Raw genomic sequence first — 22,987 nt, 5'->3', positions numbered from 1 at the left:
CCTTGATAATACAACGATTCAAACTCATTTGCCAAAAAATCATTACACATACTTACGCTCAAATTCTATCATCAAAACAAAGTAAAAACCGTACATTAAATTGATAATATAATTTAATGTACGGTAAAATATTTTTATGACATTTCTGCATGTGCATAATCAATGTCTGTAAATTTATTATATTGTTTCATGAAGTGTAACTTCACAGTACCAGTCGGACCATTACGTTGTTTAGCGATAATGATTTCAATTTCACCATTTTCATCATTCGATTGTGGTTCGAAATTTCCACCGTCATCGTCATCTTCGCCTTCACCACGATTATAATAATCATCACGATATAAGAAGGCAACGATATCTGCATCTTGCTCGATAGAACCTGATTCACGAATATCACTCATCATTGGTCGTTTATCTTGACGTTGTTCCACGCCACGAGATAACTGACTTAGTGCAATAACTGGACATTCTAATTCACGAGCAATCGCTTTTAAAGTACGTGAAATTTCAGATACTTCTTGCTGTCTGTTATCAGAAGCACGTGAACCACTACCTTGAATTAACTGTAAATAGTCAATCACAATCATGTCTAAACCATGTTCTTGTTTTAAACGACGGCATTTAGAACGTAAGTCTGTAATTCGAATACCAGGTGTATCATCAATGAAGATCTTGGTACGTGATAATTTACCGACTGCTATTGTAAATCGATTCCAGTCTTCTTCTGTCATCGTACCTGTACGTAGTCGATTGGAATCCACATTACCTGAACTACAAATCATACGTGTTGCTAATTGGTCTGCCCCCATCTCAAGTGAGAAAATGCCGACAGTATAATTACCTTCATGTGTCGCTACCTTTTGAGCAATGTTAAGAGCGAAGGCAGTCTTACCTACTGAAGGACGGGCAGCTAAGATAATTAAGTCATTTCTGTTAAATCCAGCTGTCATTTGATCTAAATCACGATAACCTGTAGGAATACCCGGAGTTTGACCACTATTTTGGTCGAGCTCTTCAGCTGTTTCATAAACTTGTCCTAATACATCTCTAATATCCTTAAATCCATCACTTTGACGATTAGAGGATAATTCAAGAATACGTCGCTCGGCATCACTTAATATCGCATCTAATTCAAGTTCATTATCATAACCATCGTTGGCAATACTATCCGCAGTTTGAATTAATCTACGTTTTAATGCATGGTTTGCGACGATATTTGTATAATACTGAATGTTACGTGTCGTAGGTACATTATTTGAGAGTTCCGCTAAATACTGAGGACCACCAGCCTCGCTTAATGTACCTTCTTTCGTTAATTGATCCATTAACGTTACGACATCAATTTCATCACCATCTTCATTTAAGTTCATCATTGCTCTGAAGATGTGTTGGTGGGCACCTCTATAAAAGGACTCAGGAAGGAGCACTTCCTGAGTCGAATTAATCAATTGTGGATCTAAAATAATTGCACCTAAGACAGATTGTTCAGCTTCATTATTATGTGGCATTTGCTTTTGCTCATACATATTATCCATTAATCATTACACCTCTAAATCCATCTTAATTTTCACAAATCATAGTGCAACATTGTTATTTGAAAATTTTTAGTCATTAGTTCACGTAGCGTAGTTGAATGACGCTCAAATACACAATTTTTAATGAACTTAAGTGCTTTATAACTTAAGTGCTTTAGCACTTAAGTAAGTAGTTCTAATGATTATAATCAAAGAACTACTTTACTCGCTTCTTACTTCTCTACAGTGTGAACACGGATTGTACCTTCAACTTCTTTGTCTAATTTAACAGGTACATTTGTATAACCTAATGCATGGATACCTTGAGGTAAATCCATTTTACGTTTATCAACTTTAATATCATGTTGTGTTTTAAGTGCTTCAGCAATTTGTTTAGTACTTACAGAACCAAATAATTTGCCTCCTTCACCAGTTTTAGCACTCACTTCAACTTCAATTTCTTCTAATTTTGATTTTAAGGCTTTAGCGTCATCAATTTCTTTTTGTCTATCTGCTTCAGCACGTTTATTTTGTTGTTCCAATTGTTTCAAATTACCTGGAGTTGCTTCAACAGCATAATTATTTTTAATTAAAAAGTTATTTGCATACCCTACTGGTACATCTTTAATTTCGCCTTTTTTACCTTTACCTTTAACATCTTGTGTGAAAATTACTTTCATGCGTCTTCACTCCTACTCATTTGTTCTGTAATTGCTTGTTGTAATTGTTCAATCGCTTCTTCAATTGATAATCCTTTCAATTGTGTTGCAGCGTTAGTTAAGTGACCACCGCCACCTAAGGCTTCCATCGTTAATTGAACATTAATAGAGCCTAATGAACGTGCTGATATACCGATTAAATTATCTTCACGTTTAGCTACTACATAAGAAGCTTCTATACCTTCTAAACTTAACAACTCATCCGCAGCTTGTGCAACTGTAACAGGATGATAAATTTTTTCGTTAGAACCATGTGCAATCGCAATGCCATTATCTTGAACTTCAACCGTTCGAATAAGTTCTGAACGATTAATATACGTATCGACGTCATCTTTTAAGAAGTGTTGCGTTAATATCGTATCTGCACCATGGGCACGTAAATAGCTTGCCGCGTCAAACGTTCTAGAACCTGTACGCAATGTGAAGTTACGTGTATCAACAATGATACCTGCATACATAACAGTAGATTCTAAACGTGTTAAACGTTGTTCAGTTGGTTGATATTCTAATAATTCTGTTACAAGTTCTGCAGTCGAACTTGCATAAGGTTCCATATATACTAATAATGGGTTAGAAATAAAGCTTTCTCCTCGTCTATGATGGTCAATCACGACTTTACGATTAGCTTTATTTAGAATGTTCTCATCTAATACCATTTCTGGTTTATGCGTATCCACAACGACAATTGTAGATTTAGATGTCATCATATCCCATGCTTCATCTGATGTAACAAATCGTTCTTTCAACTCAGGTTTCTTATCGATTTCATCCATCACTCGGCGTAACGTTGGATCAATATCTTCCTCGTTTAAGACAACATAGGCCTCTAAATTATTCATTAATGCGAATCTTGAAACCCCAATTGCCGCACCTATAGCATCTAAGTCAGGACGTTTATGTCCCATAATGATAACTTTATCGCCTTCAGTTAAGATATCCTTTAATGCGTGAGAAATAACACGCGCTCTTACACGTGTACGTTTTTCCATCGGGTCAGTCTTACCGCCATAGAATCGCACGTTTCCGTTCATATTCTTGATAGCTACTTGGTCACCACCACGACCTAATGCTAAATCTAGACCAGATTGTGATAATTCACCAAGATCGATTAAGTTCTCTGTACCTTCTCCGACACCGATACTTAGTGTTAGTTGAGCACGATAACCGACACTCTTTTCACGTAATTGGCTAAGGATTTCAAAGTTAGATTCTTCGATTTCGGCTAATATTTTTTGATTTAAATACGCTACGAACTGGTCAGAATTATATCGTTTAAAGTAAATATTGTATTCTGATGCCCAACGACTAATCACTCGTGTTACCATTGAGTTGATTTCAGAACGTTGCGTATCGTTCATATTTTGCGTAATTTCATCGTAGTTATCTAAGAATAACGTTGCGATGATTGGTTTTGATTCTTCATATAACTCATTAGTTTGTACTTCATCTGTAATATCGAAGAAATATAAACAACTTTCTTCCTCTGAATGACGAACGTGGTAATGATATTGACCATGTTCGATTTCAACTTCTTGTACTTTTTCAAGCTGCTTTAAAATATTCGGAAAAACTTCATTGACTGGTTCTGAGATGACATTCGTTTCTAAGTGTTCAGACATGTACTGGTTAATCCATTCAATATGGTCATCAGCATCAAGCACGACCATACCAATAGGTAATCGTTTAATTGCTCTGTTGCTTCCAGCCGAGATGTGACCACTTAAGTTATCCACATAATTATCCATTTTCAATAAGGCTTGTCTGACTAACACGATGCTAATAATAATCATCACGACTAAAATAGCTGCTGCAATTGTAGCGACTAATGGCTTAAAGATAAACCATACAACTACAAGTGCAATCGAAGTGAGTACCATTAAAATAAATGGTATCAGTAGCGCCTTCTTAGTGGATTGACGGTTCATTATTCCACCTCTATTCACTTTTTAAAGTCATTTTTTAATCATTCGTTTTAAATTAATTCCTAAATCAAGTACGCCAAGTAATGCAATGATATGTGTTGCTGGTGTAATAATTGTCCCCACAACCATCAGCAATATCGTTACAGCGTTTGGTATACGTTTTGCTTTACCAAAGAAATGAATTACACTCAATCCTTGGATATACATCAGTAATGATAACACAACTTCGAAATTTAACACGATACTTTGGAAAGTACTTGGTTCAGTAGCGAACATTACACAAAGTAAAACAACCATATATACCCATAGTAATGAACGGTTAAGCTGCCAAGCAAATAAAGGTTTAAAAATTGGTGTAGCTACTTTAAATTTACGAAGAATTGGAAATGTAATAATTAAGTTAATTAAGACTAAAATAAAGACCGTAATGATAATAAAACTTGGAAGTTGAACTGCCATTTGACGGAAGCCTTCTTCTAAGATTGTTTTATAATCTGCTTCAACACCTGATGTTACAACAGCATTATGCATTGTATCTTTAAAAGGCTTAATTAATGTCGTAGCGCTAGGTATCTTTTTAAACGTTTGTAATAACATAAATGCGACTAAAGTAAATATACTTAAATATGTTGTAGCTATAAATAAGATGCGTTCTTTAGAGGCACGTTCTTTTAATAATTGGCCAATAATAAAGCTAAGTATTAAAACTAAAATCATGGCACTTAATACAAATGTATTACCCAACAATGTGGTAAGAATAACTGTGATCAAAGCTCCAATTCCAAATGATGGAATAGACTTATTCCATAAAATAATACCTGGAATTGTAGCGAATAAACATAGAATTAATCCAAGTACTGGTAATACATACGTAACTAAAGCAACCATAACAAGTGCAATTGTTCCTATAATTGTCGCTTTAGGATGTACTTTTGAAAACAAATTCGCCACTCCTATACTATTTTGACTATAACTTCTATTTTAACCTCTAAGCAAAATTAAAACAAATTGTGAAGATTGAGGTATAGCATAAGACTATAACAATGTGTTTTTACTTCCATAGCGACCTACCCGCTTCGTCTATTTCCGCTTAAATTTCGTTACTTTAAGAAAATGATACAAGTTAGGTGCCCAATCATTAAAATTTAATAAAAAGCCATCATGACCTACATTATCCGGAACAAAGAAATGACGATGATATTTAAATCGCTCCCCAACTGCCCTCACTTGATCATCTGGATATAATAAATCATCCGTAAATCCCATTGTTAAGACCTTAGTATCTAGAGATTGATAAACATCATCTACATTCGTACGTCCGCGATCAACATTATGGCTATCTAAAACATTTAGCATTGTTAAATAACAGGACAAATCATAAGTTTCTTTAAATTTATTACCTTGATGTCGTTGATAACTCACCACTTCATCTGGTGAAAAGCGTTGGTCATAACTTTTAGATGAACGATACGTTAGAAAGCCTAATTGTCGTGCAATACTAAGACCTTCTTTGCCACCAAGATGAATCGCTTCTCGTGCAATTTCATTGAAAGCACGACTATATGACGACGTCTTATCAGTTGCTGCTAGAATAACCGCCTTATCCACTTCGAATTGTTGATTATATAGAAGCTCCATGACTTGCATGCCACCTAGACTACCACCAATTAAAATATTAATCTTGTTGAAGCCAAGTGCGCGTATGCCCAATTCAATAGCTTTTACAATATCTCTCAAAGTTAAATGCTTTGGAAAATTTGGATTAGTTAAAGGAGAACTTGAACCAAAGGGACTACCAATAACATTAAACGTTAGAAATTGATAATCATAAATCGGCATATAACCACCGTCTATAATTTCACGCCACCAACCAGGCTCGTCATCTGTGCCATATGTTAGATGATTACCAGTAAGTGCGTGACACACTACAACAAGCGGTTGACCAGCATAGCCTACATGTTCATAACGTAATTGTAAATTATCAATCATTTCACCTGATTCAGTTGTAAAGGGTCCTAAATTTAAAGTTTCTACTGTGTAATTGGTCATATGGTTACCTCCTTTTAAATAAAAAATCGCCTATACTCTATTATTAAAGTATGAGGCGATTTGTCTCCATTACTTATCATTCGAGTATCTCGTTGGTAGTAGCACCGTGCGTATGCATCGCCGGTTGCTGAAGTTTCTCAGGGCCGTGTCCCTCCACTTCTCTTAATAAGTTTTTTAACTCTATTCATTTACTGCGTATTTATAAAATAGTATCAATGTACCATTTACGTTCTAGACTTTTATTTTATCTAATTGTATAACCAATTTCAATTGTTAGTTGTTGGGTTCTGCCTTTTCTAAAAGAAGAAACGTAAACCTGCTATAAGAACAATACCCACTAATATTGTTGTCGTAAGACTTCGTGTAAAAAGTGCAACAAAAACAGTCGGAATTGTTACTAAAACAAATGGGATATTGAGTGTATATCCTGCTACGCCCTCTTGTTGCTCGATAATGCCATCTAAGATAAGTGCTGTAAATAATGTAATTGGTATAAACGATAACCATTTAATTACCGTTTCTGAAAGTTGAATACGTGAAATCATTAAGAATGGGACTACTCGAATAATTAAAGTTACAAGTCCACACAACACGATTAATATAAACATGTGCCAAGATGTTGTCATTTATCCATCACCACCCCTAATGTTGCTGCTAACATAGATGCAATTAAAATTGCGACGTATGACGGCATGAACCAGCTTAAACTGAGCATCATCACGATGACAAATACGATAAGTACTATGTAAATTTTAAGTTTAGATGAAGTGATTGATTCAAATTGTGCCATTGTTAAAAAGATAAACATCGCGGTAATCGCAAAATCGAGACCTAACATACCTGGATTAGATATGTATTTACCGAGTAACGCACCAACAATACTTGCTAGTGCCCAAAATGAATATGCAGTTAGATTCAATCCATGTAACCAACGATCGTTTATCTTCTCCCCTTTTAAATGAGGCGTGATTGCAACGCCAAAGGTTTCATCTGTCAAAATTGAAGATAAGCCTAGTCGATTCCAGATACCATAATCTTTATAATTAGGTGCTAACGTCATTGAAAGTAGGAAGAAACGTGAATTGACAATCAATGTTGTAAGGACAATGGCAGAAATCGGTGTTCCAGTAGCCACAAGCGCACATATAATAAATTGTGCTGCACCAGCATACACAAGCAAACATAATAATAGTATTTCGATGATACTAAAGTGTTGTGAAGCCGCCACTATTCCAAATGATAGTCCAATTCCAACGTAGCCTAATAAAGTAGGTATACATTCTTTAACGCCCTGTTTAAATGTCACATGTGATGGCATCTTTGTAACCTCCTTTATTCTTATTAATTTTATAAAGTAATATACTAATATTTTCAGTCTAATATACGGATGCTAGAGTGGCAACAACATTAGACGCAGGGTTGTGTGACATTAGACTGAACGACTACTTAGAAGTGTTGATTTTAAAGGATTTTAAATGTGTCTGTTTTTGTAGACAACGGTTTATTTATCTCTTAAAAAGTAGTCTAAATTAGCCTTTTTACTTCATCCCTTTATTAAGAAAAAGTGGAATTTTATGCAATTAATTATTAGAAATATACTAAGAGGAGATGGACTAAATTTAATATATTAGAATCTCATATGTAAGGACGAAAAAAACTGAGAAAAGCTCGGTAAGAGCATTTTCTCAGTTTAGTAAGCTACTACGAATTTGCGATGTAGCCTTAACATATTTATTTTAATCTGTACTTCTTACTAACTAATGAATTAGTCGTTTACTGGACGGATTTCAGTTTTACCACCCATGAATGGTACTAACGCTTCTGGAATTGTTATTGAACCATCTGCATTTTGATAGTTTTCAACGATAGCTGCAAATGTACGACCTACAGCAAGTCCACTACCATTTAAAGTATGTGCTAATTCTGGTTTAGAAGCGGCATCACGTTTAAAGCGGATGTTAGCACGACGCGCTTGGAAATCAGTACAGTTTGAGCAAGAACTAATTTCTTTATAGTTGTCATAACTTGGTAACCATACTTCTAAGTCGTATGTTTTACTAGCACTGAAACCGATGTCGCCAGTACATAAGATAACACGACGATATGGTAAACCTAATTCTTCAAGAATTGCTTCAGCATTTTGTGTCATATCTTCTAAAGCGTCCCAAGAATCTTCAGGTTTTTCGATACGAACCATTTCAACTTTGTCGAATTGGTGTAAACGGATTAAACCTCTTGTATCTCTACCAGCTGATCCTGCTTCACTACGGAAACAAGCTGTTTGAGCAGTGAATTTTTCTGGTAATACGCCTGGTTGGATGATTTCATCTCTATAGAAGTTTGTTAATGGAACTTCTGCAGTTGGAATTGTGTATAAACCTTCTTTTTCAACTTTGAATAAATCTTCTTCAAATTTAGGTAATTGACCAGTACCAAACATTGTATCTGCATTAACTAATTGAGGTGTCATCATTTCAGTATAACCGTGTTGCGTTGTATGTTTAGTAAGCATGTAGTTCATTAATGCACGTTCTAATAATGCACCATCTTTAGTTAAGTATACGAAACGCGCACCTGAAATTTTTGCAGCACGTTCAAAGTCTGCCATTTTTAATTCTTCTACTAAGTCCCAGTGTGCTTTTGGTTCAAAGTCAAATTCACGAGGTGTACCCCATTTTTTAACTTCAACGTTTTCTTCATCAGAATCCCCTTGTGGTACATCTTCAGCAATTAGGTTAGGGATACGAATTAAGATATCTCTAACTTTATTATCCACTTCGTTAAGTTTAGCGTCGTTTTCTTTGATTTCGTCACCAAGTTCACGCATTTCTTTGATAACTTCGTCTGCATTTTCTTTGTTACGTTTCTTTTCAGCGATTTCTTCACTTACTTTGTTACGACGTGCTTTCATTTCTTCAGTTTTACCGATTAATTGACGACGTTCATTATCTAATTCTAATACTTCGTCAACTACTTTAGGATCATCTCCACGTAGTTCAATTTTGCTCTTAACTGTGTCTGCTTGTTCTCTGAATAGTCTAATGTCTAACATGTAATACTCATCCTTCCCAATTTTTGAAAAATTTAATTTCGGATAACGTGCGTATTTTCAATAAAAAAAGACCACATCCCCTTTACAAGGGACGTGGTCTACGCGTTGCCACCCTATTTAACAATTTAACACTACATATGTATCAAATTGCACTTTCCTTAAAATAACGGTTATTACCGGTTGTTCACAATTGTAGGTAGATTCGCATAACAATCAATTACTTGTTCACACTCAACACAAGCTCTCTGAAATTAATTAATTATGTTACTTGTCCCACGAACAATAACTTATTAAGTTATTTTTAATATAGCAAACTCCTTTATAATTAGCAAGTAAATTGTAAATAATATTATATTCATGCTACTCGTAAACACACTCTATTAGCCAACATAATCACTCCCCATCATTCATTACAAAATAATCTTCATAATAGTGTTGACGAAAGTCATTCACAGGTATAATATTTTCTATTGTATTTAAAAAGGTCATAAACAAACATTCAAATTTAAAACTCAACAGGCGAGTTAGTTGTTGATGCTTTCGCTACGCATCTCATCGTCACTTAAAATTTGAGTTATATATAGAATTGACAATAATCACATTTTTACAATTTAGTATTATACGTTCGAAACGTCTTCAAGGGAGGGTTTAATTCATGGAAACATTAACAACAGTTAATATTCCGAAAAGAAAAGAAGAGACACATAAAGGTGACTATGGAAAGATTTTACTTATAGGTGGGAGTGCCAATTTAGGGGGAGCAATCATGTTGGCTGCGCGTGCATGTGTTTATAGTGGGAGTGGATTAATTACAGTAGCTACACATCCTACAAATCATGCTGCACTTCATTCTCGTTGCCCAGAAGCGATGGTTATCGATATTAACGACACTAAAATGTTAACTAAAATGATTGAGAACACTGATAGTATTTTAATTGGGCCAGGCTTAGGTGTCGATTTCAAAGGTAATAACGCAATTACATTTTTACTACAAAATATTCAGCCACATCAAAACTTAATTGTTGATGGTGATGCTATAACGATATTTAGTAAATTAAAACCTGATATCCCAACTTGCCGTGTTATCTTCACGCCACATCAAAAGGAATGGGAACGTTTGAGTGGTATCCCTATTGAAGAACAAACTTATGAACGTAATAGAGAAGCTGTAGATAAGTTAGGTGCTGCAGTTGTACTGAAAAAACACGGTACTGAAATATTCTTCAAAGACAAAGAATATAGACTTGCCATTGGTACACCGGCAATGGCGACTGGTGGCATGGGAGATACGTTAGCTGGTATGATTACAAGCTTTGTTGGACAATTTGATGATTTTAGAGATGCGATAACAAGCGCAACTTATACACATAGTTATATTGGAGAAAAATTATCTGAATCTATGTATGTCGTACCACCTTCACGTTTAATTAGTGAAATTCCATACGTTATGAAAGAATTAGAAAACTAAATAAGCTATAAAAATAAGGCTTCCCTGGTATTAGGGAAGTCTTATTTGTTGAAGAAATCAATATTGTTGTAACTTTCTATTATTGATTAACCTTCTATTCTTTAGTTTTCGTCATCTTCATCATTGTTAGATGCATTTTCAATGTCTTCATTTACACGATCCATGAAGTCTTGTCTAACTTCAATACGTTCATCTGTTGCATCTTCATCAGATGAAACTGTAGTCTCTTCGTCCGCTTCAGTTTGAAGTGCGTTACCTGGTGTATCATCATCAATTACTTCTTCACTAGGACTTTCTGTACTTTCTGCATTTGATTCACCATTTTCAGTTTGAGCAGCCTCAGTCGCATCTTCATCTTCTGTTTTATCAATAACTTTAGCAACTGTTGATACAAATTGATCATCGCCTAATTTCATTAAGCGAACACCTTGAGTTGCACGACCATTTTGAGAAATATCTTCTACTTCTAAACGAATGATAACACCACTATTTGTAACAATCATTAAGTCTTCTTCGCCATTAACAGTTGTGATACAAACGATATTACCATTACGTTCAGTAATCTTCGCAGTCTTGATACCTTTACCACCACGATTTGATAAGCGATATTCACTCACTGGCGTACGTTTACCATAACCATTTTCAGTGACGACTAGCACTTCATCTTCGCTATCGGGATGGGCAACATCTAGACCTACAACGACATCATCTTCACGTAATGAGATACCTCTTACACCTGCAGCAGTACGACCTAATGGACGTAAACTTGTTTCTGCAAATCTAATTAATGAAGCATGGGATGTTCCAATTAAGATATCTTGGTTACCATCTGTAAGACGTACTGCAATTAATTCATCGTCTTCTTTGAATCCAATCGCAATCTTACCGTTCTTATTGATATGTGAGAAATTGCTTAAAGCAGAACGTTTCACAATACCATTTTTAGTTGCAAATACTAAGTAACTATCTTCATCTTCAAGGTTTCTAACAGCAATCATCGTACTGATTGTTTCATCATTATCTAATTCAATCGCATTAATGACTGGAATACCTTTAGATTGGCGAGATAATTCTGGAACTTCGTATCCTTTAAGTTTATAAACACGGCCTTTATTCGTGAAGAATAGAACGTGGTCATGTGTACTTAACGTTACAAGTTGACTTACGAAATCTTCTTCCAATGTATTCATACCTTGAACGCCGCGTCCGCCACGGTGTTGTGAACGATACGTTGAAACTGGTAAACGTTTAATATAGTTATTATGGCTCAATGTGATGACGATTTGTTCTTCAGGAATTAAATCTTCATCTTCTAAATCATCTAAGCCACCTAATTGAATTTCTGTACGACGTTCGTCACCAAAACGTTCTTTAATATCAGTTAACTCATCACGAACTAATTGAAGTAAAACTTCGTCATCGGCTAAGATTTCTTCAAGTTCAGAAATATAACCGAGTAATTCGTTGTATTCATTTTCAATTTTATCTCGTTCTAAACCAGTTAAACGTCTCAAACGCATATCTAAAATAGCTTGCGCTTGACGTTCAGATAATTTAAAACGCTCTTGCAATGTTTCCATAGCGACTTTATCTGTTTCTGATTCACGAATTGTCGTAATAATCTCATCGATATGATCTAACGCTATACGTAAACCTTCTAAGATATGTGCTCGGTCTTTCGCTTTTTTCAAGTTGTATTCAGTACGACGACGTACAACTGTCTTTTGATGTTCTAAATATTCAACTAAAGCTTGTTTTAAATTGATTAATTTTGGACGTCCATTAACAAGTGCAATCATATTAACACCAAATGAAGTTTGTAATGACGTCTGTTTATATAAATTGTTTAAAATAACATTGGCATTTGCATCTTTACGAACATCGATTACTACTCTAACGCCAGTACGTAAACTTGTTTCATCACGTAAATCAGTAATACCTTCAATTTTCTTTTCACGAACAAGTTCTGCAATCTTCTCAATCATACGCGCTTTATTAACTTGATACGGGATTTGAGTCACTACGATACGTTGGCGACCGCCACCTCGCTCTTCAATTTCCGCACGTGCACGCATTTGAATTGATCCTCGACCTGTTTCATAAGCACGTCGGATGCCACTTTTCCCTAGAATTAAACCAGCTGTTGGAAAATCAGGGCCTTGAATATCTTCCATAAGTTCTGCAATCGTTACATCTGGATTCTTACTTAAATGTAAAACACCATTGATGACTTCAGTTAAATTGTGAGGAGGAATATTTGTTGCCATACCTACAGCGATACCTGATGCACCATTAACTAATAAGTTAGGGAAACGAGAAGGTAAGACTTCCGGCTCTCTTTCAGTACCATCATAGTTATCTAGAAAATCGATTGTATCTTTGTTAATATCACGCAGTAATTCTAACGTAATCTTAGTCATCTTCGCTTCAGTATAACGCATGGCAGCGGCACCATCGCCGTCCATTGAACCAAAGTTACCTTGACCATCGACAAGTGGATAACGATAACTGAATGTTTGTGCCATTCTGACCATGGCATCATAGATTGATGAGTCTCCGTGAGGGTGATATTTACCCATTACATCCCCAACGATACGTGCTGATTTTTTATATGGTTTATCAGGAGTCATACCTTGTTCATTTAAGCCATATAAGATACGACGGTGTACAGGTTTTAAACCATCACGTACATCAGGTAACGCACGTGAAACGATAACGCTCATTGCATAGTCTAAGAATGATTCGCGCATCTCGCTGGTTATATTTCGTTCATTTATTCTTGATTGAGGTAAGTCAGCCATCAAGATATCCTCCTTCTATAATCAATTCACTTAAAATAGCAAGACTGCAAGCCATTATGCTGTACAGTCTTCAAGATTTTCAATACTAGACGTTAACTTAGAAATCTAGGTTCGCATATACTGCATTGTCTTCGATAAATTGTCTACGATTTTCAACTACATCACCCATTAACATTTCAAATGTTTGGTCCGCTTCAATCGCATCTTCTAATTTAACTTGTAACATCATACGGTTTTCAGGATTCATAGTCGTTTCCCATAATTGATCCGCATTCATTTCTCCTAAACCTTTATAACGTGATATTTGCCATTTAGGTGTAGGGCTTAATTCTGATTTCAATTTATCAAGTTCACGATCATTAAATACATAATATTTTTGTTTGCCTTGTGCTAATTTATACAATGGCGGTTGTGCAATATACACATATCCCGCTTCGATTAGTGGTCTCATGAAACGATAGAAGAACGTTAGTAATAAAGTTCTTATATGCGCGCCATCCACATCAGCATCTGTCATGATTACAATTTTATGATAACGTGCTTTAGAGATATCGAACTCGCCACCAATACCAGTACCAAAGGCTGTAATCATTTGACGTATTTCATTATTGTTAAGAATACGGTCTAAACGTGCTTTTTCAACGTTTAAGATTTTACCTCTTAATGGCAAGATAGCTTGTGTTTTAGAGTCACGACCTTCTTTTGTAGACCCCCCGGCAGAGTCACCCTCTACTAGGAAGATTTCACTTTCTTCAGGTTTCTTACTTGAACAGTCTGCAAGTTTACCTGGTAAGCTTGAAATTTCTAAAGCTGATTTACGACGTGTCACTTCACGTGCTTTCTTTGCTGCGACACGTGCACGTGATGCCATAATTCCTTTTTCCACAACGATGCGTGCAACATTTGGATGTTCATATAAGAAACGTTCAAAATGCTCGGCAAACAATCTATCAACAATTTGACGTACTTCAGAGTTACCTAATTTCGTTTTAGTTTGTCCTTCGAATTGAGGATCACCGTGTTTAATTGATACGACGGCTGTTAAACCTTCACGTGTATCTTCACCAGACAATCTTTCTTTATCGTCTTTAATAATCTTACTTTGTGTTCCATAGCTATTTAATATACGCGTTAAGGCACGTTTGAAACCATCTTCATGCGTACCACCTTCATAAGTATGAATATTATTCGCATAAGATAATAAGTTTGTTGCATAACCGCTGTTATATTGCATAGCAATTTCTTTTTCTACATCATCTTTAGTTTGATGAATATAAATAGGTTCTTCATGAATAGGCTCTTTATTTTCGTTTAATAGTTCAACGTAAGATTTAATACCGCCTTCATAGTGATATGTATCTTCGCGTTGCTCTACATCTTCACGCTCATCTCTTAAAGTGATTGAAATACCTTTGTTCAAGAATGCAAGCTCTCTAATACGCTTTTGTAGCGTTTCATAGTTATAAACAGTTGTTTCAGTGAATATCTCACTATCTGCTTTAAAGCGAATGACTGTACCTGTTTTACCAGTGCTACCTACTTCTTTAAGATCAAATTGAGGTACACCTTTTTTATATGCTTGATGATAGATAGTATCGTTACGATGAACGTATACCTCTAAATCTTCAGACAATGCGTTAACAACTGAAGAACCTACACCATGTAGACCACCAGATACTTTATAACCGCCACCGCCGAATTTACCACCAGCATGCAGTACAGTTAAGATAACTTCAACTGCTGGACGACCCATTTTTTCTTGAATATCAACAGGAATGCCTCGACCATTGTCAGCTACTTTAATCCAATTGTCTTTTTCAATAATAACTTCGATTTGATTTGCATAACCAGCAAGTGCCTCGTCGATACTGTTATCCACGATTTCCCATACTAAGTGGTGCAAACCTCTTTCTGAAGTTGACCCTATATACATACCAGGTCTTTTACGAACGGCTTCTAACCCTTCTAATACCTGTATCTGTCCAGCACCATAGTTATCTATGTTGTTTACATCTGACAATGTATTCACCATCACTTTCTATTACTTTATAATTTCACCTTGATTGATTCGATAAAGCTTAGCATTATTCATAATTTCATGATCTATGCCGTCTACAGATGTTGTTGTTACAAAGGTTTGTACTTTATGTTGAATCGTGCTTAATAGATGTGTTTGTCGAGAATCATCTAATTCGCTTAACACATCATCCAATAATAAGATTGGATATTCTCCAACTTCAATATTCATTAACTCTATTTCTGCTAATTTAATGGATAATGCAGTCGTACGTTGTTGCCCTTGAGATCCATATGTTTGTGCATCCATATCATTTACATTAAAGCCTAAATCATCTCTATGTGGTCCAAATAAACAGACGCCTCTATCCATTTCTCGCTTAATATTGTCATTCAATAGCGTAATCACTTCGTCCAATAACGTCTGTTCACCTTTGCTCATATCACTGAGTTTAATACTTGGTAAATAAGTTAATGACAACGTTTCTCTCTCATTCGTGATACCTGCATGAATCGGTTTAGCCAATGATTCTAATTCTTTGATGAAATGCTCTCGTCTCAACGTTACATTTAAAGCATATTGTGCAAATTGTTGGTTTAAGACTTCTAACATTGTAGTGTCTTGCTTCTGGCCCAATTGCAGTTGCTTTAAGTAATTATTCTTCTGTTTGAGAATACGCTGGTATTGAGCCAAATCATTTAAATATACTGCAGATATCTGACCTAATTCCATATCAATAAAGCGTCTTCGTATCTGAGGGGATCCTTTAACAATATTTAAATCTTCTGGCGCAAAAAGAACCACGTTAAGATGTCCAACATACTGAGTTAGTCGACTTTGTTCTAAGTGGTTCACTTTTACTTGTTTACCTTTTTTAGTTATAAACATCGTTAGTGGCATCGTTCCATGTCTATAATTTAGTACACCGTCTATTTTAGCATACTCTGAGTTAAACCGTATAAGCTCCTTATCATTCGATGTACGATGACTTTTGGCTAAAGCTAATGTGTAAATTGATTCAAGCAAATTCGTCTTCCCTTGTGCATTTTCTCCGATCAGAATATTCACATCAGGATGACATTCGAGCGTAACTTCTTCATAGTTACGATAATTTTCTAATTGGAGTGTTTTAAGTTTCATTGTTCACCTTGATGAATAATGATTACAGAATCAATTTCAGGGATATCTGGGAAATCAATTCGATCTTGGTTAGCTAGTTTTTTACCACGACGTGTTTCGCGCTCGCCATTAATTAGAACTTCAACATCTTGTAAGAACCATTTAGCTTGTCCACCTGATTCAATAATGCCTTCCGTTTTAAGAAATTGGCCTAACGTAATATCGCCTTCAACTACTACTTCTTGAACCAAAATAATCACTCCGTTTCTTTATGTGTCATTAATATATTATACCTTTTTTAGGTTTAAATTTCATTTAAAATGGGATGTGAAACCGTTTACTTCACAATATCTTTTTACATATTTAATTTTAGTAGGAAAATTAGTTATAATTTTCAATTTGAAGCGGCTTTTTTAAAGAAAATTGAAGATTACAAATGAGGTTGTATAGAGAATAGCCTGATTTTTAATTTTAAGGGCCATTTTAGCTTGATGATATATTATTTAGAGTTATCCCACTAGTGAATAACTTTTGTGTCTATATTAAAGGCTGATTGAGCTTAAATTAAATAAAAAAGGAGTTAGGACGGAATTCCTTTTGAATTCGTCGTAACTCCAAATTAATAGCTTTTAAAACTAATACGTTCTAATTGGTAAAATTAATTGTGTGACAGAATCATCTTCTTTTGGTTTAAGGATGAATGGTTTCATCGTACCAAAGAATTCAACTTCAACTTCATCATTATCAATCGCTTTTAACGCATCCATCATATAACGAGAGTTGAAAGAAATCTTCAAGTTGCCACCCTCTACATCCGTTGCTGTAACTTCTTCTTTTACAGTACCAATCTCAGGTGATGTAGATGATAATTCTACAACATCATTACCTGTACTTAACTTAATAACGTTGTTACCACCTTCTCGTGCCAATAAAGAAGCACGATCGATTGCGTGATAGAATTCACCGTTGTCTAAGCCTAATTTAATTTCGTAATTCTCAGGGAATAAACGTGTTGTATCAGGATAATGTCCTTCTAATAAGCGAGAAATAAAGTTTACATTTCCAACTTTAAATAAAACTTGATTTGAAGCAAAGAAAATATCAATCTCTTCATCGCTATCACTCATAATTTTATTTAATTCTGATAAAGCTTTACCTGGAATAATGACATTTTTATTTTCAGAGTCATCTTCTAATTTCAACTTTCTTACAGCCAAGCGGTGTGAATCGGTCGCAGTGCATATTAATTCATTATTTTGTATAAGCCAGTTAACACCAGTAAGTACTGGGCGTGTTTCTGAGGTGGACACTGCGAAATTTGTTTGTGCAATGATATTTTTTAATACTTTTACTGATAATTGGATTGCATCATCACGTGATACTTGAGGTAATAATGGATATTGATCAGGATCTAAACCACTTAAGTTAAATTCAGAATGTCCTGAAGTAATCAGTGTTTGAAATTGTTCATTTGTTGATAATTTAACATCTTTACCTGGTAGTTTTTTAATAATATCTACGAAGAAACGACCAGGAAGTACAACTGAACCTGTTTCAGAAATAGTGACAATATCCTCACCATCTACTTGTTTAGGGATTGTAATTTCAATAGATATCTCAGAATCTGAACCAGTAAGAATGACTTCGTTATCTTTAGCATCGATTTTGATACCCGTTAAAATTGGTAATGTTGTTCTTGGTGAGATGGCTTTTAATGTGTCATTTAATTGATTAATAAAATAATCTCTTCTAATTGTGAATTCCATCATTAATTTAAACTCCTTCCAGTCGTTTATATATAATTATATAGGTTTTAAATTCATAGTAATAGTAGTAGGGCTTGTGGATTAGTGGATATGTTAAGAAAATCCTTGTGTGCCAAAGTTATACACATGTGGATAAACTGTTGATGTTGTGTATTACTTTTAAACATTATCCACAATTACGAATAAAATGTTTATGACGCTTATCATTAATCAATGCTTCTTATACCATAATAACTTGTCACTATTTTTTATTTCCCACTTTATCATTTCATAATCTGTTGTATAACAGTTTTCAACTTTTATTTTATTGATTGCGAATTTCTTTTTCCAAATCTTCAACTTCTTGTTTAAAAATTGTATCGGCTTTAATATCTTTAGCGATTTTTTCGTGCGCATGAATCACTGTCGTATGATCTCGACCACCGAATTCTTCACCAATCTTAGGTAATGAAAAATCAGTAAGTTCTCTTGATAAATACATCGCAATTTGACGTGGATAAGCAATTGATTTTGTACGTTTTTTTGCGCTGAAATCTTCGATGCGAACGTTGTAGTAATGTCCAACGACTTTTTGAATATCTTGAATCGTAATTTTTTTAGATTTAGGAACTTGAATAATATCTTTGAGCGCTTCTGCTGCTAATTCAGTCGTAATAGGTCTGCCTTGAAGTTTAGAATAGGCAAGCAAACGTGTGAGTGCGCCTTCTAATTCACGGATGTTTGATTGAATTTGATTAGCAATATAATTTAAAGCTTCAGCAGGAATTTCTAAATTCTCTTCTTCGATTTTTTTCTGAAGAATCGCCATACGCGTTTCATAGTCAGGAGGAGTAATATCAACGATTAATCCCCATTCGAAACGAGAACGTAAACGGTCTTCTAATTTTGCAATTTCTTTAGGTGGACGGTCACTTGAAATGACAATTTGCTTCTTATTTTGATGTAATTCATTAAATGTATGGAAGAACTCTTCTTGCGTTTGTTCTTTATTCTGAATAAATTGAATGTCATCAATCAGTAACACGTCGATGTTTCTATACTTCTCTCTAAAGGCTTCAGGTTCATTGTTACGAATTGATTTGATGAAGTCATTTGTGAATTTTTCACTTGAAGTATATAGTACTTTAGCATTTGGTTGATTGCTAAGAACATGATGACCGATCGCATGCATAAGATGTGTCTTACCAAGACCAACGCCACCATATATAAATAGAGGGTTGTATGCTTGTGCTGGTGCTTCAGCAACTGCAAGACTTGCTGCATGTGGAAATCTATTGCCAGGTCCAATGACGAAAGTATCAAATGTATTGTGAGTATTGAATTGATCTGTGCCTTCATGACCATCTTCAATGATTTGACGTTGAGATTCGCTTGGCGTGTTAGATTTACGACTTGTCTCATCAAGTTCAGCTAATTGTTCAGCAGTGAAAAATTTGGGTTCAACTTCATAACCAATAACATCTTTCATAATTGTTTGGATTACTTCTTTGTAGTTTGAATTTAACCATTCTGCGTAAAATTCATGAATTACAAAGATGATTGCAACATTATCACGAATTTCTTTGAGTTCTGTATCTTTCAAAAAAGTATTAAATGTCGATTTAGATATTTCTGATTCAGCAACTTCTAATACTTTTTTCCAAATTTCTTGTTCTGACATAAAATAAACTCCATCTTCTTTTAAATTTAGGACTTATACACAGACATTTAGACAAGTGGATAAAAATAATCACAGCATGTTAATAATTATCCACAAGTTAATAACATTCAGTGGATAACTTTATATATGCTATGATTTATTCACACTAAATACGTATATAAAATCAATAAATAAATCCTTTAAAAATAATGAGTTAGACGACTTATCCACATAATTATACTTTTTAACTTAGAGAGATGTCAAATAGGTGTGAATATGTTGTTAAATTTGGTATAACTCTGTTAATAATTAATATATTATCCACAGAAGATTGAATCTCGTATGTGTATAAGTGGATAATTTTAAAAAACTTAGTTTATGTACTACAACAGCTTTGGGAAATAGTTTATAAAGATGAATTTAAAATGAATAAAGTGTGTGAGACGCACGTTTGGCGAAATGTATAAATATTAAAAATGGTTGTTGACAAGTGGTTAAAAAATAACATCTTAATGCAAATGCTACTTGCTTTATAAATAGTAATTTGTTATATTGTAGTAGTTGTTTGAATTATGACTAGATAAAATTGAATTAAAACAAGAATTCTGATATCAGAAATTATAATTTATCTATTAAAATAATCAGGATCACTACAAGAGCAAGTGAGCTGGATAAATATGTAGATGGAGGTGTTTTGCATGGTAAAACGTACTTATCAACCAAATAAACGTAAACATAGTAAAGTTCATGGTTTCAGAAAACGCATGAGCACTAAAAATGGCCGTAAAGTTTTAGCACGTCGTCGTCGTAAAGGCCGTAAAGTTTTATCAGCATAAGATCACTGACTTCTCAGTGGTCTTTTTTTTCGTTTGAATAGGTATAAATTGAGATACGCTATATCAAAACTAACCTTAGCTAAGATGGCAAAGAATAAAATAAGCGAGTGATGTGAACGTGGAGAAGGCTTACCGTATAAAAAAGAATACTGATTTTCAAAAGATTTATAAAAGAGGAAAATCGGTAGCAAATAGACAGTTTGTTGTTTATACCTACAATAGTAATAAAGATCATTTTCGATTAGGTATTAGTGTATCTAAAAAATTAGGCAATGCAGTGACTCGAAATAGAATTAAACGTGCGATAAGAGAGAATTTCAAAATTCATAAAGAAGATATTATTGCACGTGATATTATCGTTATTGCTAGGCAACCAGCTAAGGATATGACTACACTTGAAATCCAGGGTAGCTTAGAACATGTATTAAAAATTGCAAAGGTCTTTAATAAAAAGATTAAATAGAAGGGTAGGGGAGTTTTAGACTCCCGTTAGTCTGAGGCTAGACAAACCGAAGTCTTACCTTATGAGCGATAAATCAACTTATTAGCAATTTTTATAGAAACAAATTACAATGTTATAATGAAATTTTACTTGAATAAGGAGGCGAGGATAATCATGGATTTTGATACGATAACTAGTATTTCAACACCTATGGGTGAAGGAGCAATCGGTATTGTCCGTTTATCTGGACCACAAGCCGTTGAAATTGGAGATAAGCTATATAAAGGAAAGAAAAAGTTACAAGACGTAGATTCGCATACGATTAATTATGGTCATATCGTAGACCCTGAAACAAATGAAGTTGTTGAAGAAGTTATGATATCTGTGCTAAGAGCACCAAAAACATTTACACGCGAGGACATTATTGAAATTAATTGTCACGGTGGTATTTTAACAATTAATCGAATATTAGAACTTACAATGACGCATGGTGCAAGAATGGCAGAGCCAGGGGAATATACAAAGCGTGCATTCTTGAACGGGCGTATCGATTTATCACAAGCTGAAGCTGTTATGGATTTTATTCGTTCTAAAACAGATCGTGCTTCTAAAGTTGCCATGAACCAAATCGAAGGGCGACTAAGTGATTTAATTAAGCGACAACGTCAATCCATTTTAGAAATTCTCGCGCAAGTAGAAGTGAACATTGATTATCCAGAATATGACGATGTTGAAGATGCTACAACTGAATTCCTATTAGAGCAATCTAAAAAGATTAAAAACGAAATTAATCTATTATTAGAGACTGGAACACAAGGTAAAATTATGAGAGAGGGTCTTTCAACCGTTATCGTTGGTAAACCAAATGTAGGGAAATCGTCAATGTTAAATAGCCTTATTCAAGATAATAAAGCCATCGTAACTGAAGTTGCAGGTACAACTCGTGACGTTTTAGAAGAATACGTCAATGTTAGAGGTGTACCATTAAGATTGGTAGATACTGCAGGTATTCGTGACACTGAAGATATCGTTGAAAAAATTGGTGTCGAACGTTCACGCAAAGCCTTAAGTGAAGCAGATCTAATCTTATTTGTATTAAATAACAATGAGCCATTAACACAAGAAGATCGTACATTATATGAAGTTATTAAAAATGAAGAAGCCATTGTAATTGTTAACAAAACTGATTTAGAACAAAACTTAGATATAAATGAAGTAAAAGAAATGATTGGTGATACACCACTTATCCAAACATCTATGCTTAAACAAGAAGGTATTGATCAACTAGAATTACAAATACGAGATTTATTCTTTGGTGGCGATGTTCAAAACCAAGATATGACGTATGTATCTAATTCAAGACATATCTCTTTATTAAAGCAAGCTAGAAATGCCATTCAAGATGCGATTGATGCAGCTGAATCAGGTATTCCTATGGATATGGTTCAAATTGACTTAACGCGTACTTGGGAATTATTAGGTGAAATTATTGGTGAATCTGCTAGTGATGAATTGATTGATCAACTATTTAGTCAATTCTGCTTAGGAAAATAATAGTTTATACCTTATAGCTATGTAACGTTTAAGAAATGATAAATATTAAAGAAACTGAGACGGTAGGAAGTCTTATTTATAAAATTAAG

The 22,987-nt window shown here is 34.5% G+C and carries 18 protein-coding genes and 1 riboswitch; of the genes, 4 read left to right on the top strand and 14 right to left on the bottom strand.

From position 1 onward, the window contains the following. Window positions 1–134 precede the first annotated feature (134 nt). From dnaB to serS, 8 genes are all read right to left on the bottom strand, one after another. On the bottom strand, window positions 135–1,535 hold the full coding sequence (gene dnaB / locus HMPREF3134_RS08250) for a replicative DNA helicase (RefSeq protein ID WP_011274373.1): 1,401 nt from the start codon (window positions 1,533–1,535) through the stop codon (window positions 135–137). Window positions 1,536–1,747: 212 nt separating this feature from the next. Beyond that, the gene (gene rplI / locus HMPREF3134_RS08245; RefSeq protein ID WP_053036259.1) at window positions 1,748–2,194 is read right to left on the bottom strand and encodes a 50S ribosomal protein L9; all 447 of its coding nucleotides are present in this window, start codon (window positions 2,192–2,194) and stop codon (window positions 1,748–1,750) included. After that, window positions 2,191–4,158, bottom strand: a complete 1,968-nt coding sequence (locus HMPREF3134_RS08240) for a DHH family phosphoesterase (RefSeq protein WP_011274371.1) — start codon at window positions 4,156–4,158, stop codon at window positions 2,191–2,193. The genes rplI and HMPREF3134_RS08240 overlap by 4 nt, the downstream gene beginning before the upstream one ends. 27 nt (window positions 4,159–4,185) lie before the next feature. Beyond that, entirely contained in the window at window positions 4,186–5,112 is a 927-nt protein-coding gene (locus tag HMPREF3134_RS08235) for a YybS family protein (protein WP_029376641.1), read from the bottom strand. A 123-nt stretch (window positions 5,113–5,235) separates the two neighbouring features. Next, window positions 5,236–6,204 carry a homoserine O-acetyltransferase MetX gene (locus HMPREF3134_RS08230; protein WP_049394865.1) on the bottom strand — a complete coding sequence of 323 codons (969 nt, stop codon included), beginning with the start codon at window positions 6,202–6,204 and terminating at the stop codon, window positions 5,236–5,238. 70 nt (window positions 6,205–6,274) lie between these two features. Further along, window positions 6,275–6,376: riboswitch (SAM riboswitch) on the bottom strand. 124 nt (window positions 6,377–6,500) lie between these two features. After that, window positions 6,501–6,830 (bottom strand): AzlD domain-containing protein, encoded by a 330-nt coding sequence (locus HMPREF3134_RS08225; protein WP_011274368.1) that lies wholly within the window; start codon window positions 6,828–6,830, stop codon window positions 6,501–6,503. Then, window positions 6,827–7,522 carry an AzlC family ABC transporter permease gene (locus HMPREF3134_RS08220; RefSeq protein ID WP_070442129.1) on the bottom strand — a complete coding sequence of 232 codons (696 nt, stop codon included), beginning with the start codon at window positions 7,520–7,522 and terminating at the stop codon, window positions 6,827–6,829. Before HMPREF3134_RS08220 ends, HMPREF3134_RS08225 begins: the two co-directional genes overlap by 4 nt. 447 nt (window positions 7,523–7,969) lie before the next feature. Beyond that, window positions 7,970–9,256, bottom strand: a complete 1,287-nt coding sequence (gene serS / locus HMPREF3134_RS08215) for a serine--tRNA ligase (protein WP_070442126.1) — start codon at window positions 9,254–9,256, stop codon at window positions 7,970–7,972. A gap of 655 nt (window positions 9,257–9,911) precedes the next feature. On the opposite strand from serS, the gene HMPREF3134_RS08210 reads away from it, so the two are divergent. After that, entirely contained in the window at window positions 9,912–10,724 is an 813-nt protein-coding gene (locus HMPREF3134_RS08210) for an NAD(P)H-hydrate dehydratase (RefSeq protein ID WP_053016920.1), read from the top strand. A gap of 101 nt (window positions 10,725–10,825) precedes the next feature. Here the strand turns inward: HMPREF3134_RS08210 and gyrA are convergent, their stop codons facing one another. From gyrA to dnaA, 6 genes are all read right to left on the bottom strand, one after another. Then, complete coding sequence (gene gyrA / locus HMPREF3134_RS08205; RefSeq protein ID WP_070442123.1) at window positions 10,826–13,525, bottom strand: DNA gyrase subunit A; 2,700 nt, start codon at window positions 13,523–13,525, stop codon at window positions 10,826–10,828. 97 nt (window positions 13,526–13,622) lie between these two features. Then, entirely contained in the window at window positions 13,623–15,557 is a 1,935-nt protein-coding gene (gene gyrB / locus HMPREF3134_RS08200) for a DNA topoisomerase (ATP-hydrolyzing) subunit B (RefSeq protein WP_070442120.1), read from the bottom strand. Window positions 15,558–15,566: 9 nt separating this feature from the next. Continuing rightward, window positions 15,567–16,682, bottom strand: coding sequence for a DNA replication/repair protein RecF (gene recF, locus HMPREF3134_RS08195; RefSeq protein ID WP_070442117.1), 1,116 nt, complete (start codon window positions 16,680–16,682; stop codon window positions 15,567–15,569). Further along, window positions 16,679–16,921 (bottom strand): S4 domain-containing protein YaaA, encoded by a 243-nt coding sequence (yaaA, locus tag HMPREF3134_RS08190; RefSeq protein ID WP_172458781.1) that lies wholly within the window; start codon window positions 16,919–16,921, stop codon window positions 16,679–16,681. The genes recF and yaaA overlap by 4 nt, the downstream gene beginning before the upstream one ends. Window positions 16,922–17,296: 375 nt before the next feature. After that, a complete protein-coding gene (gene dnaN / locus HMPREF3134_RS08185; RefSeq protein ID WP_070442115.1) occupies window positions 17,297–18,430 on the bottom strand; it encodes a DNA polymerase III subunit beta in 1,134 nt (377 codons plus the stop codon). A 301-nt stretch (window positions 18,431–18,731) separates the two neighbouring features. After that, window positions 18,732–20,087, bottom strand: coding sequence for a chromosomal replication initiator protein DnaA (gene dnaA / locus HMPREF3134_RS08180; RefSeq protein ID WP_070442112.1), 1,356 nt, complete (start codon window positions 20,085–20,087; stop codon window positions 18,732–18,734). A gap of 677 nt (window positions 20,088–20,764) precedes the next feature. Here dnaA and rpmH point away from each other — a divergent pair. From rpmH to mnmE, 3 genes are all read left to right on the top strand, one after another. Further along, complete coding sequence (gene rpmH / locus HMPREF3134_RS08175; RefSeq protein WP_000240855.1) at window positions 20,765–20,902, top strand: 50S ribosomal protein L34; 138 nt, start codon at window positions 20,765–20,767, stop codon at window positions 20,900–20,902. Between the two features lie 112 nt (window positions 20,903–21,014). Next, complete coding sequence (gene rnpA, locus HMPREF3134_RS08170; protein WP_176744137.1) at window positions 21,015–21,365, top strand: ribonuclease P protein component; 351 nt, start codon at window positions 21,015–21,017, stop codon at window positions 21,363–21,365. 153 nt (window positions 21,366–21,518) lie between these two features. Further along, entirely contained in the window at window positions 21,519–22,898 is a 1,380-nt protein-coding gene (gene mnmE / locus HMPREF3134_RS08165; protein WP_070442106.1) for a tRNA uridine-5-carboxymethylaminomethyl(34) synthesis GTPase MnmE, read from the top strand. Window positions 22,899–22,987: the final 89 nt, after the last annotated feature.

It is taken from the genome of Staphylococcus sp. HMSC14D10, assembly GCF_001808125.1.
Lineage (GTDB): Bacteria > Bacillota > Bacilli > Staphylococcales > Staphylococcaceae > Staphylococcus > Staphylococcus haemolyticus.
Note: the sequence above shows the minus strand (reverse complement) of the source record. Positions and strands in the feature narration are given on the sequence as shown.

Coding starts and splice junctions, on each gene's coding strand:
- gyrA (WP_070442123.1), bottom strand. CDS start 13,525: ATGGCTGACTTACCTCAATCAAGAATAAATGAACGAAATATAACCAGC.
- HMPREF3134_RS08225 (WP_011274368.1), bottom strand. CDS start 6,830: ATGACAACATCTTGGCACATGTTTATATTAATCGTGTTGTGTGGACTT.
- rpmH (WP_000240855.1), top strand. CDS start 20,765: ATGGTAAAACGTACTTATCAACCAAATAAACGTAAACATAGTAAAGTT.
- mnmE (WP_070442106.1), top strand. CDS start 21,519: ATGGATTTTGATACGATAACTAGTATTTCAACACCTATGGGTGAAGGA.
- HMPREF3134_RS08240 (WP_011274371.1), bottom strand. CDS start 4,158: ATGAACCGTCAATCCACTAAGAAGGCGCTACTGATACCATTTATTTTA.
- HMPREF3134_RS08210 (WP_053016920.1), top strand. CDS start 9,912: ATGGAAACATTAACAACAGTTAATATTCCGAAAAGAAAAGAAGAGACA.
- HMPREF3134_RS08230 (WP_049394865.1), bottom strand. CDS start 6,204: ATGACCAATTACACAGTAGAAACTTTAAATTTAGGACCCTTTACAACT.
- serS (WP_070442126.1), bottom strand. CDS start 9,256: ATGTTAGACATTAGACTATTCAGAGAACAAGCAGACACAGTTAAGAGC.
- dnaN (WP_070442115.1), bottom strand. CDS start 18,430: ATGATGGAATTCACAATTAGAAGAGATTATTTTATTAATCAATTAAAT.
- dnaA (WP_070442112.1), bottom strand. CDS start 20,087: ATGTCAGAACAAGAAATTTGGAAAAAAGTATTAGAAGTTGCTGAATCA.
- rplI (WP_053036259.1), bottom strand. CDS start 2,194: ATGAAAGTAATTTTCACACAAGATGTTAAAGGTAAAGGTAAAAAAGGC.
- HMPREF3134_RS08220 (WP_070442129.1), bottom strand. CDS start 7,522: ATGCCATCACATGTGACATTTAAACAGGGCGTTAAAGAATGTATACCT.
- recF (WP_070442117.1), bottom strand. CDS start 16,682: ATGAAACTTAAAACACTCCAATTAGAAAATTATCGTAACTATGAAGAA.
- dnaB (WP_011274373.1), bottom strand. CDS start 1,535: ATGGATAATATGTATGAGCAAAAGCAAATGCCACATAATAATGAAGCT.
- gyrB (WP_070442120.1), bottom strand. CDS start 15,557: ATGGTGAATACATTGTCAGATGTAAACAACATAGATAACTATGGTGCT.